Source organism: Streptomyces sp. NPDC050732 (assembly GCF_040654255.1).
Classification (GTDB): Bacteria; Actinomycetota; Actinomycetes; order Streptomycetales; family Streptomycetaceae; genus Streptomyces.
Map to the genome: position 1 here is coordinate 80,751 of NZ_JBFAHP010000011.1, position 15,631 is coordinate 96,381.

At 68.1% G+C, this 15,631-nt stretch carries 14 protein-coding genes; 10 read left to right on the forward strand and 4 right to left on the reverse strand.

What is annotated here, in order from left to right:
• Positions 1 to 75: 75 nt before the first annotated feature.
• Positions 76 to 534 (forward strand): carboxymuconolactone decarboxylase family protein, encoded by a 459-nt coding sequence (locus AB0H82_RS12475; protein ID WP_362991682.1) that lies wholly within the window; start codon positions 76 to 78, stop codon positions 532 to 534.
• Here AB0H82_RS12475 and AB0H82_RS12480 read toward each other — a convergent pair.
• Both AB0H82_RS12480 and AB0H82_RS12485 read right to left on the reverse strand, forming a co-directional pair.
• Entirely contained in the window at positions 519 to 779 is a 261-nt protein-coding gene (locus tag AB0H82_RS12480) for a DUF397 domain-containing protein (protein ID WP_362991684.1), read from the reverse strand. The genes AB0H82_RS12475 and AB0H82_RS12480 overlap by 16 nt on opposite strands.
• Entirely contained in the window at positions 776 to 1,561 is a 786-nt protein-coding gene (locus AB0H82_RS12485) for a helix-turn-helix transcriptional regulator (protein ID WP_362991686.1), read from the reverse strand. The genes AB0H82_RS12480 and AB0H82_RS12485 overlap by 4 nt, the downstream gene beginning before the upstream one ends.
• A 153-nt stretch (positions 1,562 to 1,714) precedes the next feature.
• Between AB0H82_RS12485 and AB0H82_RS12490 the strand changes: the two genes are divergently transcribed.
• Positions 1,715 to 2,167 carry an ATP-binding protein gene (locus tag AB0H82_RS12490; RefSeq protein WP_362991688.1) on the forward strand — a complete coding sequence of 151 codons (453 nt, stop codon included), beginning with the start codon at positions 1,715 to 1,717 and terminating at the stop codon, positions 2,165 to 2,167.
• Here AB0H82_RS12490 and AB0H82_RS12495 read toward each other — a convergent pair.
• Positions 2,145 to 2,789 carry a hypothetical protein gene (locus tag AB0H82_RS12495; protein WP_362991690.1) on the reverse strand — a complete coding sequence of 215 codons (645 nt, stop codon included), beginning with the start codon at positions 2,787 to 2,789 and terminating at the stop codon, positions 2,145 to 2,147. The two genes, AB0H82_RS12490 and AB0H82_RS12495, sit on opposite strands and share 23 nt — an antisense overlap.
• Before the next feature lie 177 nt (positions 2,790 to 2,966).
• Between AB0H82_RS12495 and AB0H82_RS12500 the strand changes: the two genes are divergently transcribed.
• Positions 2,967 to 3,548 (forward strand): hypothetical protein, encoded by a 582-nt coding sequence (locus AB0H82_RS12500; RefSeq protein ID WP_362991692.1) that lies wholly within the window; start codon positions 2,967 to 2,969, stop codon positions 3,546 to 3,548.
• A gap of 54 nt (positions 3,549 to 3,602) precedes the next feature.
• On the opposite strand, the gene AB0H82_RS12505 is transcribed toward AB0H82_RS12500, so the two are convergent.
• Positions 3,603 to 7,502, reverse strand: a complete 3,900-nt coding sequence (locus AB0H82_RS12505) for a GH92 family glycosyl hydrolase (RefSeq protein WP_362991694.1) — start codon at positions 7,500 to 7,502, stop codon at positions 3,603 to 3,605.
• 160 nt (positions 7,503 to 7,662) lie between these two features.
• On the opposite strand from AB0H82_RS12505, the gene AB0H82_RS12510 reads away from it, so the two are divergent.
• The 7 genes from AB0H82_RS12510 (at position 7,663) to AB0H82_RS12540 (ending at position 15,631) form a co-directional block, all read left to right on the forward strand.
• Complete coding sequence (locus AB0H82_RS12510) at positions 7,663 to 8,646, forward strand: DUF1731 domain-containing protein (protein ID WP_362991696.1); 984 nt, start codon at positions 7,663 to 7,665, stop codon at positions 8,644 to 8,646.
• 317 nt (positions 8,647 to 8,963) lie between these two features.
• Complete coding sequence (gene ngcE / locus AB0H82_RS12515) at positions 8,964 to 10,397, forward strand: N-acetylglucosamine/diacetylchitobiose ABC transporter substrate-binding protein (protein ID WP_362991698.1); 1,434 nt, start codon at positions 8,964 to 8,966, stop codon at positions 10,395 to 10,397.
• 119 nt (positions 10,398 to 10,516) lie between these two features.
• The gene (locus AB0H82_RS12520; protein WP_362991889.1) at positions 10,517 to 11,464 is read left to right on the forward strand and encodes a sugar ABC transporter permease; all 948 of its coding nucleotides are present in this window, start codon (positions 10,517 to 10,519) and stop codon (positions 11,462 to 11,464) included.
• A 21-nt stretch (positions 11,465 to 11,485) separates the two neighbouring features.
• On the forward strand, positions 11,486 to 12,379 hold the full coding sequence (locus AB0H82_RS12525) for a carbohydrate ABC transporter permease (protein WP_362991700.1): 894 nt from the start codon (positions 11,486 to 11,488) through the stop codon (positions 12,377 to 12,379).
• Between the two features lie 150 nt (positions 12,380 to 12,529).
• On the forward strand, positions 12,530 to 13,792 hold the full coding sequence (locus AB0H82_RS12530; protein ID WP_362991702.1) for an extracellular solute-binding protein: 1,263 nt from the start codon (positions 12,530 to 12,532) through the stop codon (positions 13,790 to 13,792).
• Between the two features lie 79 nt (positions 13,793 to 13,871).
• Positions 13,872 to 14,750: a sugar ABC transporter permease gene (locus AB0H82_RS12535; RefSeq protein ID WP_362991704.1), complete on the forward strand. Its 879-nt coding sequence runs from the start codon at positions 13,872 to 13,874 to the stop codon at positions 14,748 to 14,750.
• Positions 14,750 to 15,631, forward strand: coding sequence for a carbohydrate ABC transporter permease (locus tag AB0H82_RS12540; RefSeq protein ID WP_362991706.1), 882 nt, complete (start codon positions 14,750 to 14,752; stop codon positions 15,629 to 15,631). The genes AB0H82_RS12535 and AB0H82_RS12540 overlap by 1 nt, the downstream gene beginning before the upstream one ends.

Below are 15,631 nucleotides of genomic sequence, written 5' to 3' on the forward strand. Positions count from 1 at the left end.
CTCCGTCATAGGGGTGACGGGCACGAGCCCCGGAACGTAACCAGACGGAATCCCGATGCATCGGAGCACACCCACATGGAAAACCGGCTCAAGAACAAGAACACGCACAACCCCGACCTGTGGACCGCGATCCAGCACCTCCACAAGGCGATCGCCGCAGGGGGCGTCGACCCGAAGCTGCTCACGCTGGTCCACCTGCGCGCCAGCCAGATCAACGGCTGCTCGGCGTGCGTCCACGCCTCCGTGGCCGGTGGAAAGAAGGCCGGCGAGACCGACGACCGGCTGCACAACGTGGTCGCGTGGCGCGAGGCGCCGTTCTACACCGACGCGGAGCGCGCGGCACTGGCGCTGACCGAGGGCGCCACGCGGTTGCAGGACGGCGCGGAGGGCGTCACCGACGAGGTCTGGGAAGAGGCCAACGCCCACTTCACCGAGGAGCAGATCGGCGCGATCAACCTGGAGATCGCGCTGACCAACTTCTTCAACCGGCTCAACCGCACCGTCAGGGAACCGGCCGGTCAGACCTGGGGCTGACCGGCGTGACGCTGTAGGGGCAGAAAGGCGGTCCAGGCCTCGGGCGCGACCGTGAAGTGCGGGCCGTCCGGGTTCTTGGAGTCACGGATGTGTACGGCGGTGGGGTGGGCGGCGATTTCGACGCAGTTGCCGCCTTCGCTGCCGCTGTAGCTCGACTTACGCCAGTCGTAGGCGACTTCGAGGCATTCGCCGCCTTCGCTGCCGCTGTAGGTCGACTTGAACCACATAAGCGCGGTGCCGCTCATTGCTCTCCTAGCAGACGGTCCAGCAGGTCCCTGGTGTCCTCGGGATTTAGGGCCTGCGTCCGCAGCATCGCACATTTCTGCGTCAGGATCGCCACCTCGTCCGGATCAGCGATCAGTTGGCTTCCCCGCTGGGTTTCTGTGTATGCGAGCCGCTGATGCTCAGGCGTCTCAAGGAGTACGAACGGTCCGTCGAGAGCGGCGTGAGCGGTACGACCGAACGGTAGAACCTGCAAGGCCAGCCCTGGTAGTTCGGCATACTCACGTAGGCGCTGCAGCTGTTCGCAGTACACAGTGCGGCCGCCCAGCTGGTCGCGCAGCACTGCCTCCCAGATCACGAAGCTGGTGGTCGGCGGGACCTTTCGGTGCAGGATCTCTTGGCGCTCCATCCGCGTCGCTACGAACTGCTCGATCTCATCCGCGTCGAAGACTGGCACGCGACTGCGGAAGACCGCTCGCGCGTAAGCCTCCGTCTGAAGTTGGCCGGGCAGCACCTGATTTGCGTACAACGAGATAGCAATCGCCTCCCGCTCGCAGTCCAGATACTCCTCGGCCCACCGGGGAACCAGATCCACCTCCGGCATGTGCTCAACCGCCGTCTGCAACGTGCGGTTCGTCCCGAGGAAGTCGTCCAGCTGTACCGCCAGGTCCATCTTCAGCGGCCGTCGCCCCTGCTCGATGGAGGCGATCAGCTCCTCGCTGATGAGCAACCGCTGGGCCAGCGCCCGCTGGGTGTACCCGGCGGCCTCCCTGTGGACGGCGAGCAGCGCGCCCACCATCTTCATCGCCGACGCGTTCCTGCGTGACCGTCGCCTTGGGCTGCTCATACGGTCCAACTCCCCATCCGAAGCCGTGCTTTCACACGGAGAATCCGTACAGCCCAGCCGTACGGTCTCACTTACTGCTCCATGATGGGCACGGAGTGTGACTGTGGTCACGTGAATCGCGAAACTCCACCCCCCACTCCGCGCGCCCCGCGCGAACGCTTCTACCGGCGGGAATGCCGGTCCGTCCCGGCGGCCCGCGCCTTCGCCGCGCTCACCCTCGTCGACTGGGGGATCGACGGTGAACGCGCGGACGACATCACGCTCTGCGTCAGCGAGCTGGCGACCAACGCGCTGGTGCACGGCGTACCGCCCGGCCGTGGATTCCGGCTGCGCTTGGGCCACGTCGGCGGCGTGCTCCGCGTCGAGGTGCACGACAGCGGCGGCGGATGGCCCCGCTGCGGCGGCGCCGCGGAGGACGCCGCCGAGTCGGGCCGGGGCCTGCTGCTCGTGGCCGCCCTGTCGGACAAGTGGGGCGTGACGGAGTGCGACCCCGGCAAGACCGTGTGGGCCGAGTTCGTCCGGGATCGGATCCCGTCCGGGACTAGTGAGGCTGCTTCTTGCTGATCATGTGAGCCATGAGGTAGGCGCCCGCCGCGGCCACGACGAGGCCCACGAGGGCGATGCCGCTCTCGACCCGCTCCCACCAGAACTTGTGCGGCGCCATCGGCTCGTGCTCCAGCACCGCTTCGAGCAGGTCGGTGCCGCCGGCGTCGAGCAGGGTGAACACGTAGCCGTTGGCGACGCCCATGTACGCGCCCAGGGCGGCCAGGACGGCGGCCCAGATGTGCGGTCCGGCGCCGCGGCCGCCGGTGCGGCCCACCACGGCTCCCACGGCCAGCGCGAGCAGGGCCGCGACGACCAGGTAGCTCGCCTGGAGGCCCGTCTGCGACAGGTCCTCGTTGGAGGCGAGCAGGATGCCCGCGTAGACCGTTCCCACGGCCCCCGCGACCAGCAGGCCGAGGAAGAAGGCCTTGCCGGGCTGCGCGCCGCCGCCGGGCGGCGGGAAGCCGGGAGCGAAGGGGTAGGGGTGGCCCGGCTGCATGGGTTGCATGGGCTGCATCGGCTGCTGGGGCGGGTACGGGGCCGGGGCGGCCGGGTAGCCGTACCCCGGCTGCGGCTGTACGGGCTGCCCGTACGGATTGTGCTGCGGCGGCTGCGGCGTGTGTGGCTGCCAGGGCTGGTTCATGGTTCCCCCGATGGTGAATGCGTTTCCGACGCGCTCCCACGCGTGAGTGCGCGAGCGGCCCAAAGTACCAACACCGGGTGATCCGGTAGCCTGCCCCGGGCCCATCGCCTTTCACACGAGAATCTGCACCACTTGTATCCGCAGTTCTCGCGCATTCTGTTTTCGGGGGATCATCACATGCGTGTCCGTCGCGCCGTCGGCGCCGCCACTCTCGCTCTTGCCGCCATGGCCGTGCTGTCCGGCTGTACCGACAATCCGAACGACAAGGCCTTCGGCGGCCTGGGCGGTGACATGCCCGCGGCGCCGAGCATGCCGGGTCCGAACCCGTCGTTCACGCTGAGTCCGCCGAGCGGGCTGCCGAGCGCCCCCGGTACCTCCTCCGGCGGCAGCTACGGCGGCGGTTACGGCGGCAGCAGCTCCACTCCCACCGCGCAGCCGTCGTACAACGCGGACGCGCTCAGCGAGGTGATCGGCGAGAACTGCCGGTACGAGCGGTCCGCCGGGCGGATCAGCTACGACGTCGACATCCAGAACGCGTCGACCGACTTCGCCTACCGGTACAACTTCACGGTGGAGTTCAAGGTCGGCCAGTATCCCGACTCCGCGGTCGCGACCAGGAGCATCGGCTCCCGGTTCGAGACGGTGACGGTCACCTCGGGCGGCGACCGCTCCGTCACGGTGCACGCCTCGCACAGCACCAACGACCGGCTCGTCTACTCCTGCCAGGTGACCTCCGCCACGAAGTCCCCGGCGTCGTAGGACGGCAGCAGCGGGGGCGGGGTGGCCGCGCCACACCCGTCCCCGCCGGCCGGATCAGCTGAGCAGTTCCACCTCCGCCAGGGTCGCGGAGCCGTCCGGCACCAGCCGGTAGTGGTCGTACGTTCCCGGGCGGGCGACCGTGAAGACGCGGGTCTGCTGGTCCCAGGCGAAGGATTCGCCGGACCGCTCGTCCAGCCGCTTCCAGGTCTCGCCGTCCTTCGAACCCTGGAGCACCCAGCCGCGCGGCGCCTTCGTCCGGTCGGCGGACGACGTCAGCGTGTACTGGACCGCCTTCGTCCCCTTCGCCACCGGCAGCTCGACCGCCGCGCCCGCGGCCGAAGTGGCCTCCGTGGCGGACGTGTCGTCGAAGAGCGCGCCGTCTCCCTTGAGGGCGTCCTTCCTCGGCGACGGGATCTTGTCGTCCCGCGTGATCGAGGTCGGCTGGGCGTTCTTGCCGCTGCCCCACGCCGAGGGCTTCGGGCCCATGTCGAACTCCAGGACCCCGCCGCGCGCGACGATCTCGTGGGGGAGGGCCGTCGACTTCCACGCCTTGCCGTTGACCTTGAGCCCCTGCACGTACACGTTCTTCGCGCTGTTCTTCGGCGCCTTCACGACGAGGTCGCGGCCGTTGTCCAGGTGCACGGTCATCTTCGTGAACTGCGGTGATCCGATGGCGTACTCGCCGCTGCCCATGACCAGCGGGTAGAAGCCGAGCGACGAGAAGAGGTACCAGGCCGACTGCTCGCCGTTGTCCTCGTCGCCGTGGTAACCCTGCCCTATCTCGCTGCCGGTGTAGAGGCGGCGGAGGACCTCGCGGACCTTCTCCTGCGTCTTCCAGGGCTGCCCGGCCGCGTCGTACATGTACGCGGCGTGGTGGGCGACCTGGTTGGAGTGGCCGTACATGCCCATCCGTACGTCGCGTGCCTCGGTCATCTCGTGGATGACGCCTCCGTAGGAGCCCGCGAACTCGGCGGAGCCGGTCTCGGGGGTCGCGAAGTACGTGTCCAGCTTCTTGCCGAGGCCGGACCGGCCGCCGTACAGGTTCGCCAGACCGCGCGAGTCCTGCGGGGCGGTGAAGGCGTACCCCCAGGCGTTGGTCTCCGTGTAGTCGTGGCCCCACACGCGCGGGTCGAACTTCTCCGAAGGCACCCGCCAGACGCCCTTCGCGTCCTTGCCCTGGAAGAAGCCGGGCGGGGTGCCCGCACCGGCCGCCTTGTCGTCGAACAGGTTCACGTAGTCGCGCGCCCGGTTGAGGAAGTACTCGGACTCGTCCTTGTAGCGCTTCTCGCCCGTCTTCTTGTAGAGGGCGGCGCCCATGCGGGAGATGCCGTAGTCGTTGAGGTAGCCCTCCAGCGCCCACGACAGGCCCTCGTGGGTCTCGCTGGGCGTGTAGCCGAGGAACGGCGACGCCTTCATGCCCTTGCGGCCGACGCCCGAACTCGGCGGTACCACCGTCGCGTTCTTCAGCGCCGCGTCGTACGCGGCCTCGGCGTCGAACTTCACGCCCTTCACGTACGCGTCGGCGAACGCGACGTCCGACGACGTGCCCGTCATCAGGTCCGCGTAGCCGGGCGAGGACCAGCGCGACGTCCAGCCGCCGTCCTTGTACTGCTGCACGAAGCCGTCGACCAGCTCACCCGCCTTCTTCGGAGTGAGCAGGGAGTAGGCGGGCCACGTCGTGCGGTACGTGTCCCAGAAGCCGTTGTTGACGTACGGCTTGCCCTCGACGATCTTCGCGCCCGTGTGGGTCGGGGTGTCGGGCCCGGTCTGCGGCGAGAAGGGGGAGGCGTACTTGAACGTCGCCCTGCCACCCGCCGACCGGACCTTCTCGAAGCCGGAGTTGGGGTAGAGGTACAGGCGGTAGAGGGAGGAGTACAGGCTCGTGCGCTGGCCCTCGCTCGCGCCCTCGACCTCCACCTTGCCGAGGATGTCGTCCCACTGCTTCTGGGCCCTGTCCTTGACGCGGCCGAAGGAGGTGCCGGACGGGATCTCCTGGGCGAGGTTGGCCTTCGCCTGGTCCAGGCTGATGAGGGACGTCGCGAGACGCAGGTCGACCGTGCGGTCCTTGCCGGGCCGGAAGCGCAGATAGCCCGTGACATCGCCGCCACCGCCGCCGTCCAGCTTGCCGCCCGCGGTCACGGGGGAGTCGAAGACGCCGTACACGAAGAGCCGCGTCGCGCCCGTGGACAGGCCGGACTTGACGTCGGAGAAGCCGGAGACGACGCCCTTCTCCTTGTCGAGGGTCAGGCCGCCCTTCTCCGAGACGTTGTCGAAGATAACGCTCGCGTCGTCACCGGGATAGGTGAATCGCATCATCGCCGCGTGGTCGGTCGGCGCCATCTCGGCCTTCAGGCCGTTCTCGAACGTCACGCCGTAGTGGTGCGGGCGCGCCGTCTCCTTCTCGTGCCTGAAGGGCAGCGCCCGCTTGGTGCGGGACGCGCTCGGGGTGTCCTTGTCGACGGACGGCATCAGCTGGAACGTCTGCCGGTCGCCCATCCACGGGCTCGGCTCGTGGCTCGCGCTGAACGCCTGGATCGTCGGCAGGTTGTCGTCGTTGTTGCCGCGCGCGTAGTCGTACAGCCAGCTCAGGGAGCCCGCGTTGGTCACCGGCGTCCAGAAGTTGAAGCCGTGCGGGACCGCGGTGGCCGGGAAGGTGTTGCCGCGCGAGAAGCCGCCGCTTGAGTTGGTGCCGCGCGTCGTGTCGGCGTAGTCGGAGGGGTGCGCCTTCGGCCTCGCCGGGGCCTTCTCCTTCAACGACACGTCGTCGAGCCAGCCACGGAACTTGGCGGGCCCCTTCGGGGCGTCGTACGCCAGCAGGATCCGGTCCACCGTCCTGCCGCGCGCCACCTGCCCGATGCGCGCCTCGACGTTGTTCCACTGGTTGACGTAGAGCGCCTTGGACGCGCCCTGGCCCTGCGGAGTCAGCGCGAAGCCGTGCTGGTCGACGGCCTTCAGATCGCTGAGGTACGTGCCGTCGGTGAAGGCGAGGTCCACGGAGACGTTCGTCGCCTGATAGTCGAGGTCGCCTTCCGCCATCGAGGGGAACACGCGATACCCCAGCTCGGTGTTCCTCCCGACCTTCACATTGACGTCGAAGACCTTGTTGTACGAGTAGCCGCGCCCGTCCGCCTTGTGGCTGCCCGCGTACCGCAGCGCCTGCTTCCCGGTGAACCCGGCGCGCGACTTGGCGGTGGGGGAGCCGCTCGGACCACGGTCCACCAGACTCAGCATGTCCTCGGGCGCGGGGGCTTCCGAGCCGCCCACGGACAACTGCAGATCGGCGAGTTGCAGGATGTCGCTCGCACCGTTGTTCGCGGTGACGTCGAGGCGATAGTGCGCGTACGCCTCCGCATTCTGGAAGTCGTACTTCTTCGTCTTGTGCCGCCCGTCGAAGGTCTCGCCCTTGCGCTCGTCGAGGACCTTCCAGTCCTTGCCGTCCTTCGAACCCTTGAGGGTCCAGTCCTTCGGGTCGCGCGGGGCGTGGTCGTTGGCGGAGGTGAGCGCGTACGTCACGACCTCGGCCGGCCGGTCCAGCTCGAACTCGACCCAGCCGTCCTTGGCGAACGTCAGCCACTTGCTGGTCGCCTCACCGTCGACGAGGTTCGCGGCGACCTCGCCGGAACCGGTGTTCTCGCCGCTCGCCCGGACCTCGGTGACGTGGTCGTTCACGCTCCCGGGAAGCCCGGAGCTGAACTCCCCGTTCACCCCGGAGGCCTTCTTCCTCCCGTCGGGACCCGTCTCGACGGTGCTCAGCCAGTCCGGCAGGGCCTCGCCCGCCTCGAAGGACGAGGCGAACTCCCGCTCCGTACGGGGCGGCCGCTCGGGCTCGGCGACGGCGGCGCCCTGCGCGGCCACGACGACCGCGAGCGCGAGCGCCGGCGCGCCGATGACGGCTGCCGGACGATGGTGTCTGTAGCGGGATCTGCGTGCGGTGTTGCGTGCCGGGTACGGCATCCCCGAGCCCCTCCTTGCGAGTTGGACAACGTTGTCACGATCGCTGCGCAAGGTCTAGTAGGGCCGCAAGTGCCGAGTGGTGTCAAGGCTGCTGACGGGGCGGTGGGTGCGGACCCGTCGTACGCTCGCCGTACGGGGCCGGGCGACAGGGGAGGGCCAAGTGAAGATCGTGCTGCCGGGAGGGACCGGCCAGGTGGGCGGTGTGCTGCGGCGGGCGCTGACCGCCGCCGGACACGAGGTCGTGGTCCTGACCCGACGCCCGGTACGGGACGGCGAAGTCCGGTGGGACGGCCGGACACCCGGTCCCTGGACGGAGGAGGTCGACGGCAGCGATGTCGTGATCAACCTCGCCGGGCGCAGCGTCAGTTGCCGCTACACCGACGAGAACCTGCGCGCCATGATGGACTCGCGCGTGGACTCCGCACGTGTGGTGGGCGAGGCGATCGCCGGCGCCGGGAAGCCGCCCGGGCTCTGGCTCCAGATGAGCACCGCGACCATCTACGCCCACCGCTTCGACGCGCCCAACGACGAGGCCACCGGTGTGCTCGGCGGGGACGAGCCCGGTGTCCCCGGCTACTGGGCCTACAGCGTCGAGATCGCGCGGAACTGGGAGCGGGAGCAGGAGCGGGCCGCGACGCCGCGGACGCGCAAGGTGGCCCTGCGGTCGGCGATGGTGATGAGCCCCGACCGCGGCGGCGTCTTCGACTACCTGCTGTGGCTGGCGCGGCTCGGTCTCGGCGGGCCGGTCGCGGGCGGCGCCCAGTACGTGTCCTGGATCCACGACCGCGACTTCGTGCGTGCCGTGGAGTTCCTGATCGACCGGGACGACATCACCGGTGCGGTCAATCTCGCGGCGTCAGGTCCGCTGCCGCAGCGGGAGTTCATGCGGGTGCTGCGCGGCGCCTGGGGCATGCCGGTCGGGCTGCCCGCGACGCGCTGGATGGCCGGGCTCGGTGCCTTCGCGCTGCGCTCCGACACCGAACTCCTCCTGAAGAGCCGACGGGTGGTGCCCGGGCGGCTGACGGAGGCGGGGTTCGGCTTCGACCACGGTGCCTGGCCGCAGGCGGCGGCCGACCTGGTGGGCCGGGTGCGTCGTGAGCGGTCCCGCTCGCGGCGGGTCCGGGGCGACGACGCGCGGCGCTGACCCGGATCCTTGACCGGCCACTCGGGTGGTCCGAGGGAAAGTCCATGGAAAGCGGCGCGAAAGTCCACGGTTTCGTGCGGTGATGTGCGAGAGGTTCGACCGGGGATCGTCGCAGGTCTCAACTCGGACAAGGCTGCCGGGCAAAGTCGTATTCGATCTTGCCCACCCGACCGCGAGTGGACTATACCTGTCCGCGTCCGACGTCAACTGCCCTGGCCGGTGGGAGAACCCGGCGATCGACCCCAGCTTCACACCAACGCGGTGCCGGGGAGGGTCCGGTTCACCGCCTGAGTCCTGGAGAAGGCGAGGACTTGAGCATGGGATCCACCAGCGTCAACCGTCGTGATGTCATGAAGAGGGCAGCGGCCGCCGGTCTGCTCGCGGTGCCGGCCGTGGGGGCGCTCAGCTCGTGCGCCAGCGGAGGCGGCGGGGAGAACAAGGCCGAGAAGGGCGAGAAGAGCAAGAAGAACCCGCTCGGCGTGAAGGAGGACGCGGGGCTCGCGGTCTACATCTTCAACGGCGGGTACGGCGACAAGTACGCCCAGTTCGTCACGGACATGTACGCCAAGAAGTACCCGGAGTCCGACCCGGAGCAGAAGTCCACGGAGAAGATCGCCACCCAGGTCCAGCCGAAGATCGTCCGCGGCAAGCCCACGTCGGACGTCGTCAACAACTCCGGCGCCGACCAGATGAACCCCGGCAAGCTGGTGCACAACAAGCAGGTGGCCGATCTGAGCGAGGTGCTCGACGCGCCTTCCTGGGACGATCCGAACGTCACCGTGCGCGAGACCCTCGTGCCGGTCGTCGAGGAGATGGGCCGCTTCGGCGGCAAGGAGTGCTACCAGCTCAACATCACGCTGACCGTGTACGGCAACTGGTACTCCAGGAAGCTTCTGGAGGACGGGCTCGACTCCTCGTATCCCAAGACCTGGGACGAGATGCTCGCCGTCTGCAAGAAGGCCAAGGCCAAGGGCATCCACGGCTGGAGCTACCCGGGCGGCCACCCGCGCTACATGTTCTTCAGCATGTACGCGATGTTCGCCCAGCGCGGCGGCCGCGAGGTCACCACCGCCATGGACTACCTGGAGCCGGGCGCCTGGCAGCACGACGCGGTCAAGGACGTCTTCGAGGCCTGGGAGGAACTGGTCGCCAAGAAGTACGTGCTGACCGGCTTCGACGGCACCGAGGCGCACACCGAGATGCAGACCGCGTGGACGAAGGAGGGCAAGTGCCTCTTCGTGCCGAACGGTTCCTGGGTGGAGAACGAGGCCAAGGACACCACGCCCGACGACTTCCGGATGACGGTGGGCGCGACGCCGTCCCTGGACTCCGGCGACAAGATGCCGTTCGGCACCCTCTTCGCCCCGGCCGGTGAGCCCTTCATCGTCCCCGCCAAGGCCAGGAACCGGCAGGGCGGCCTGGAGTGGCTGCGGATGATGTACAGCAAGGAGGCCGCGCTCAACCTCTTCAGGGAGATCGGGTCGATGCCGGTCGTGAAGGGCGCCATCGACGGGCAGAAGCTGCCCTCGGGCGCGGCCAGCGCGCAGGCCGCGATCAAGGCGGCCGGGGAGAACGTCGTGATCCCCAAGTTCTACGACTGGTACAACGAACTGTTCCGCGAGGACTTCAACAACATGATCCACAAGTTCATGCAGGGCCAGATCGGGGCCAAGCAGGCGATGGACACCATGGAGAAGGCCTCCCAGCGGATCCTGAAGGACCCCGACGTCACCAAGGTCAAGAAGGCCTGAGCGGCGTGCGCACCGACACCCGGGTGGACAGCCCCCCACCCGCGCGCCCCTCGAAGAAGAAGCGGGCGGAGCCCACCGCTCCGCCCCGTCCGGCCAACGGGCTGCTGCTCGGCGTCTCGATGCTGCTGCCGCCCCGCCTCACCCCCCGCCGCGTCCGCTACGACCGGCGCTACCGCACGCTCGACAAGTACCGCTTCATCGTGGGCTTCCTGGCCGTGCCGCTGGCGTTCTACGCGCTGTTCGTCATCTCGCCGTTCCTCCAGGCGATCTACTACTCGTTCACCGACTGGTCCGGCGGCCCGGTCGCGAACTTCGTCGGGTTCGACAACTACGAGAAGATGTGGAACGACGACCGCTTCTGGGACTCGTTGCAGGTCAGCACCCTGCTGCTGGTCATCGCCCCGGTCGTCACGCTCGTGCTCGGCATGTTCTTCGCCTTCATGATCACCTCGGGTGGCCGGCACCGCAGGGGACAGGCCATCGCGGGCGTCGCGGGCTCCTCGGTCTACAAGGTCGTCTACTTCTTCCCGCAGGTCCTGTCCGTCGCCATCATCGCCGTGGTGTGGGGCCGCGTCTTCAACACCAACAGCGGCCTGATCAACGGCGGCCTCGACAAGTTCGGCATCGAGGGACCCGCCTGGCTCGGCGGCGACCAGGGGCTCGCCCTCATCGCGCTGCTCACCGTGATCAGCTGGAGCTTCGTCGGCTTCTACGTCGTGCTGTTCTCCGCGGCGATGGGCGCCATCCCCAAGGAGATCTACGAGGCCGCGCTGCTCGACGGCGCCGGCCGCGCCCGCACCTTCTTCAACGTCACGCTCCCGCTGATCAGGGACACGGTGCGGACCGGCTGGATCTACATGGGCATCCAGGCGCTCGACACGTTCGCCATCTGCCTGGTCATGGTGCCGCCGCACGTCCTGAAGGTGACCCCGGTCTTCCTCTACGAACGGTTCCGGGACGGCCAGTACGGCTACGCCACCTCCATCGGCGTGGTCCTTCTCGTCCTGAGCATGGCGTTCTCCCTGATCGTCATGCGGGTCGGGAACCGCGACCGGATCGAATACTGAGACCGCGGGAGCCGCTGCATCATGACCACCACGACCACCACCGCGCCCCGCCCCGCCACCACCGACGCGCCCCGCCGCGAGAAGGAGACGGGCGGCACCCTCAACGTCTTCTCGCACGCTTTCCTCGTCCTGTGGGTGATCCTCGCCGCCGGGCCCCTGATCTGGGTCGCCCTCACCGCGCTCCGCCCCTCCGCCGAGATCCTCAGCGATCCGATGGGCTGGCCCGCCTCCTTCCACTGGGAGAACTTCACCAACGCGTGGAACAAGGCCAACATCGGCCAGTACACCGTCAACTCGCTGATCATCCTGGCCGGTTCGCTGACCGGCACCATGCTGCTCGGCTCCATGGCGGCCTACGTCATCGCCCGCTTCACCTTCCCCGGCAACCGCGTCGTCTTCATGCTGTTCGCGGGCGGCATGATGTTCCCCGTCATCCTGGCGCTCGTCCCGCTCTTCGCGGTCATGGAGAACTTCGGCCTCCTCGACACCCGGCCGGGGCTGATGATCGCGTACATCGCCTACTCACTGCCCTTCACCACCTTCTTCCTGACCTCCTTCTTCCGCACGCTGCCGACCGGCGTGCAGGAGGCGGCGATGGTCGACGGCGCCTCGCACACCCGCACCTTCTTCCAGATCATGCTGCCCATGGCCAAGCCCGGCCTCGTCAGCATCGGCATCTTCAACTTCCTCGGCCAGTGGAACCAGTACCTGCTGCCGCTGCTGCTCAACAACGAGGACGAGAAGAGCTACGTGCTGCCGCAGGGACTCGCCTCGCTCGCCGTCTCGCAGGGCTACCGGGGCGACTGGGGAGCACTCTTCGCGGGCCTCACCATCGCCATGCTCCCGGTGCTCGTCGTCTACGCCGTCTTCCAGCGACAGGTACAGGCCGGTCTGACGGCGGGAGCCCTCAAGTGACCAGGTGAGGCAGGTGATTTCAGCTTGGCCACGAAAGTGGTCTAGGCCTGTCTGGGTGAATCGGGCCGTGAGTAGTGTCTGCGCCACGGCGCCGCGGGGGGCGACTGGAAGCGCTCAAGTCGACACCGATGTCGAAGGGTTGAAAACAGCATGAGGAACCGAATAGTCGCCACCGGCGCGGCAACACTCGCCATGGCGCTGGGACTCACCGCCTGCGGCGGCGACAGCGACAGCGGCGACAGCAAGACGATCAAGCTCGTCGCCGCCGACTACGGGGACAAGGCATCCAACGCCTCCAAGGTCTACTGGGCCGAGGTCAAGAAGGAGTTCGAGGCGGCCAACAAGGGCTACAAGGTCGACGTCCAGGTCATCAACTGGAACGAGATCGACAAGTCCGTCAAGAACATGATCCAGGCGGGCAACGAGCCCGACCTCCTGCAGACCGGCGGCTACGCCGACAAGGTCGCCGACGACCTGCTCTACAAGGCGGACGAGGTGCTGTCCGCCAAGACGCGCGACAACCTCATCCCCACCTTCGCCAAGGCCGGCGAGGTCGACGGCACCCAGTACGGCATCCCGTGGGTCTCCTCCGCCCGCGTCATGTTCTACAACAAGTCCGTCTTCAAGAAGGCCGGCATCAAGTCCCCGCCGAAGACGTGGGCCGAACTCGCCGACGCCGCGAAGAAGATCAAGGCCAAGAAGGCCGCCGAGACCCCCTACGCCCTGCCCCTCGGCCCCGAGGAGACCCAGGGCGAGACGATGATGTGGGAGCTCGGCAACGGCGGCGGATACACCGACGCGGACGGCAAGTACACGATCGACAGCCCGCAGAACGTCGAGACCTTCGAGTGGCTCAGGACCAACCTGGTCAAGCCCGGCCTCACCTACGCCAACCCCGCCTCCACCGACCGCAAGACGGCCTTCGCGGACTTCGCGGCCGGCAAGGTCGGCATGCTCAACGGCCACCCGAGCCTCATCCAGATGGCCAAGGAGGGCAAGGTCGACTACGGCGTCACGCCCATCCCCGGCAAGGAGGGCCCGCTGGAGAGCACCCTCGGCGTGGCCGACTGGATGATGGCGTTCAAGGACGGCGGCGCGGAGAAGGAGGGCGTGAAGAAGTTCCTGGACTTCACGTACTCCAAGAAGATGCTGGCGTTCGACGAGATGTACAACCTGATGCCCGTCACGCAGGACGCGCTCAAGGAGATGCAGACCAACGGCAAGCACAAGGACCTGGAGCCGTTCTTCGAGGTCCTGCCGAACGCCGAGTTCTACCCCCTCGGCGACACCTCCTGGGACCTCGTCTCCGCCGAGATGAAGAAGACCGGCGGCAAGGCCGTCTCCGACGACCCGAAGCAGGTCCTCGGCGACCTCCAGAAGAAGGCGGAGTCGGCGGCGGCCGACGCCAAGTAAGGGAGTCCCCGTGTCGCTGAAGGCCCCTCCGTCCCCGGCCGGGTCCGGCCGGGGACGGGGCGGGCGCGCACCCAGGCCGGTGAGCCGCCGCAGCGGCCTGGCCCGGCTCGGCCCGCTGCCCTGGATAGCGCCCGTCATCCTGCTGATCCTCGCCGTGGTCGTCTGGCCCGTCGTCGAGCTGATCCGCACCTCGTTCCTCAACATCTCCATTTCGGGCAAGGTGCGCGGCAGCGCCGGGACCGACAAGTTCAAGAAGCTCTTCGAGGAGAGCGACTTCGGCGCCGTCCTCACGTGGACCGTGATCTGGACGATCGTCGTCGTCACCGCGACGATGCTGCTCTCGCTCGCCCTCGCCCAGCTGTTCAACCAGAAGTTCCCCGGCCGCCGCATCACCCGCTGGGCGCTCATCGCCCCCTGGGCGGCATCCGTCCTGATGACCGCCATCGGCTTCAAGTGGATGCTCAACCAGACCGCGGGCGTCCTCAACACGCTGATGCTCGACCTCGGCCTCATCGACAGCTCCAAGGACTGGCTCGGCAAGCCGGAGACCGCCTGGCCGTGGATGATGGCCGTCGCCGTCTTCGTGTCGCTCCCCTTCACCACGTACACGCTCCTTGCGGGCCTGCAGACCATCCCGCACGACGTCTACGAGGCGTCGCGCATCGACGGGGCGGGGACCTGGCAGACGTACCGCCACATCACGCTCCCGATGCTGCGGCCCGCCTTCCTCGTCGGCGTCGTCATCAACCTCATCAACGTCTTCAACTCCTTCCCGATCATCTGGGCCATGACCCAGGGCGGTCCGGGCTACGACACCTCCACGTCGATGGTGTTCATGTACAAGCTGAAGGAGACCGACATCGGCGAGTCCGCGGCCATGTCGGTCGTCAACTTCCTGATGGTCGTGGTGCTCGTGCTGATCTTCCTGAAGGTCAGCCGGTGGAACGAGGAGGACTGATGGCCACCGCGACGGCGACCCGCCCCGCGCCCCGGAAGGACGGCGGACCCAGGAAGCCCCGGCGCGCCTTCCGGCCCCGCACCCTGGTCATCACGGCCTGCGCGTGGCTCCTCGCCGCGGTCTTCCTCGCGCCGTACCTGGAGATGATCGTCACCGCGCTCCGCCCCAAGGAGGAGCTCCGCGACCGCACGTACCTGCCGCAGAACCTGGAGTGGGCCAACTTCGTCGACGTGTGGAAGGAGTCCGAGCTCGGCCAGAACCTCCAGGTGACGCTGCTCGTCGCCGGCGGCGCCACCCTGCTGGTCCTGCTCGTCTCGCTGCCCGCCGCCTACTACACGGCCCGCATGCGCTACCGCGGCCGCAAGCTCTTCCTGCTCCTCGTCCTCGTCACCCAGATGTTCCAGCCCACGGCGCTCCTGGTCGGCCTCTACCGCCAGTTCCACCAGCTGGACATGCTCAACTCGGTCTGGACGCTGATCCTCACCAACGCGGCGTTCAACCTCGCCTTCGCCGTATGGATCCTGACGGCCTACATCAGCTCCATCCCACCGGAGCTGGAGGAGGCCGCCATGGTCGACGGCACCAGCCGCTTCGGAGCCATGATCAGGGTGACGCTGCCGCTCGCCCTGCCGGGCGTCGTCACAGCCGTGATCTTCACCTTCATCACGTCCTGGAACGAGTTCGTGATGGGCCTCACCCTGACCACCGAACCGGACAAGCAGCCCCTGACGGTCGGCATCAACAACTTCATCGGCAACTACACGGTGCAGTGGAACTACCTCTTCGCCGCGTCCGTCGTGGCGATCGTGCCGGTCATCGTGCTGTTCGCCTTCATCGAGAAGCACGTGGTCTCGGGTCTCACGGCAGGGTCCGTCAAGTAG

Excerpts from the sequence above, each read along its gene's own strand:
- AB0H82_RS12475 (WP_362991682.1), top strand. The coding sequence starts at position 76 with ATGGAAAACCGGCTCAAGAACAAGAACACGCACAACCCCGACCTGTGG.
- AB0H82_RS12480 (WP_362991684.1), bottom strand. The coding sequence starts at position 779 with ATGAGCGGCACCGCGCTTATGTGGTTCAAGTCGACCTACAGCGGCAGC.
- AB0H82_RS12485 (WP_362991686.1), bottom strand. The coding sequence starts at position 1,561 with ATGAAGATGGTGGGCGCGCTGCTCGCCGTCCACAGGGAGGCCGCCGGG.
- AB0H82_RS12495 (WP_362991690.1), bottom strand. The coding sequence starts at position 2,789 with ATGAACCAGCCCTGGCAGCCACACACGCCGCAGCCGCCGCAGCACAAT.
- AB0H82_RS12500 (WP_362991692.1), top strand. The coding sequence starts at position 2,967 with ATGCGTGTCCGTCGCGCCGTCGGCGCCGCCACTCTCGCTCTTGCCGCC.
- AB0H82_RS12505 (WP_362991694.1), bottom strand. The coding sequence starts at position 7,502 with ATGCCGTACCCGGCACGCAACACCGCACGCAGATCCCGCTACAGACAC.
- ngcE (WP_362991698.1), top strand. The coding sequence starts at position 8,964 with ATGGGATCCACCAGCGTCAACCGTCGTGATGTCATGAAGAGGGCAGCG.
- AB0H82_RS12520 (WP_362991889.1), top strand. The coding sequence starts at position 10,517 with ATGCTGCTGCCGCCCCGCCTCACCCCCCGCCGCGTCCGCTACGACCGG.
- AB0H82_RS12525 (WP_362991700.1), top strand. The coding sequence starts at position 11,486 with ATGACCACCACGACCACCACCGCGCCCCGCCCCGCCACCACCGACGCG.
- AB0H82_RS12530 (WP_362991702.1), top strand. The coding sequence starts at position 12,530 with ATGAGGAACCGAATAGTCGCCACCGGCGCGGCAACACTCGCCATGGCG.
- AB0H82_RS12540 (WP_362991706.1), top strand. The coding sequence starts at position 14,750 with ATGGCCACCGCGACGGCGACCCGCCCCGCGCCCCGGAAGGACGGCGGA.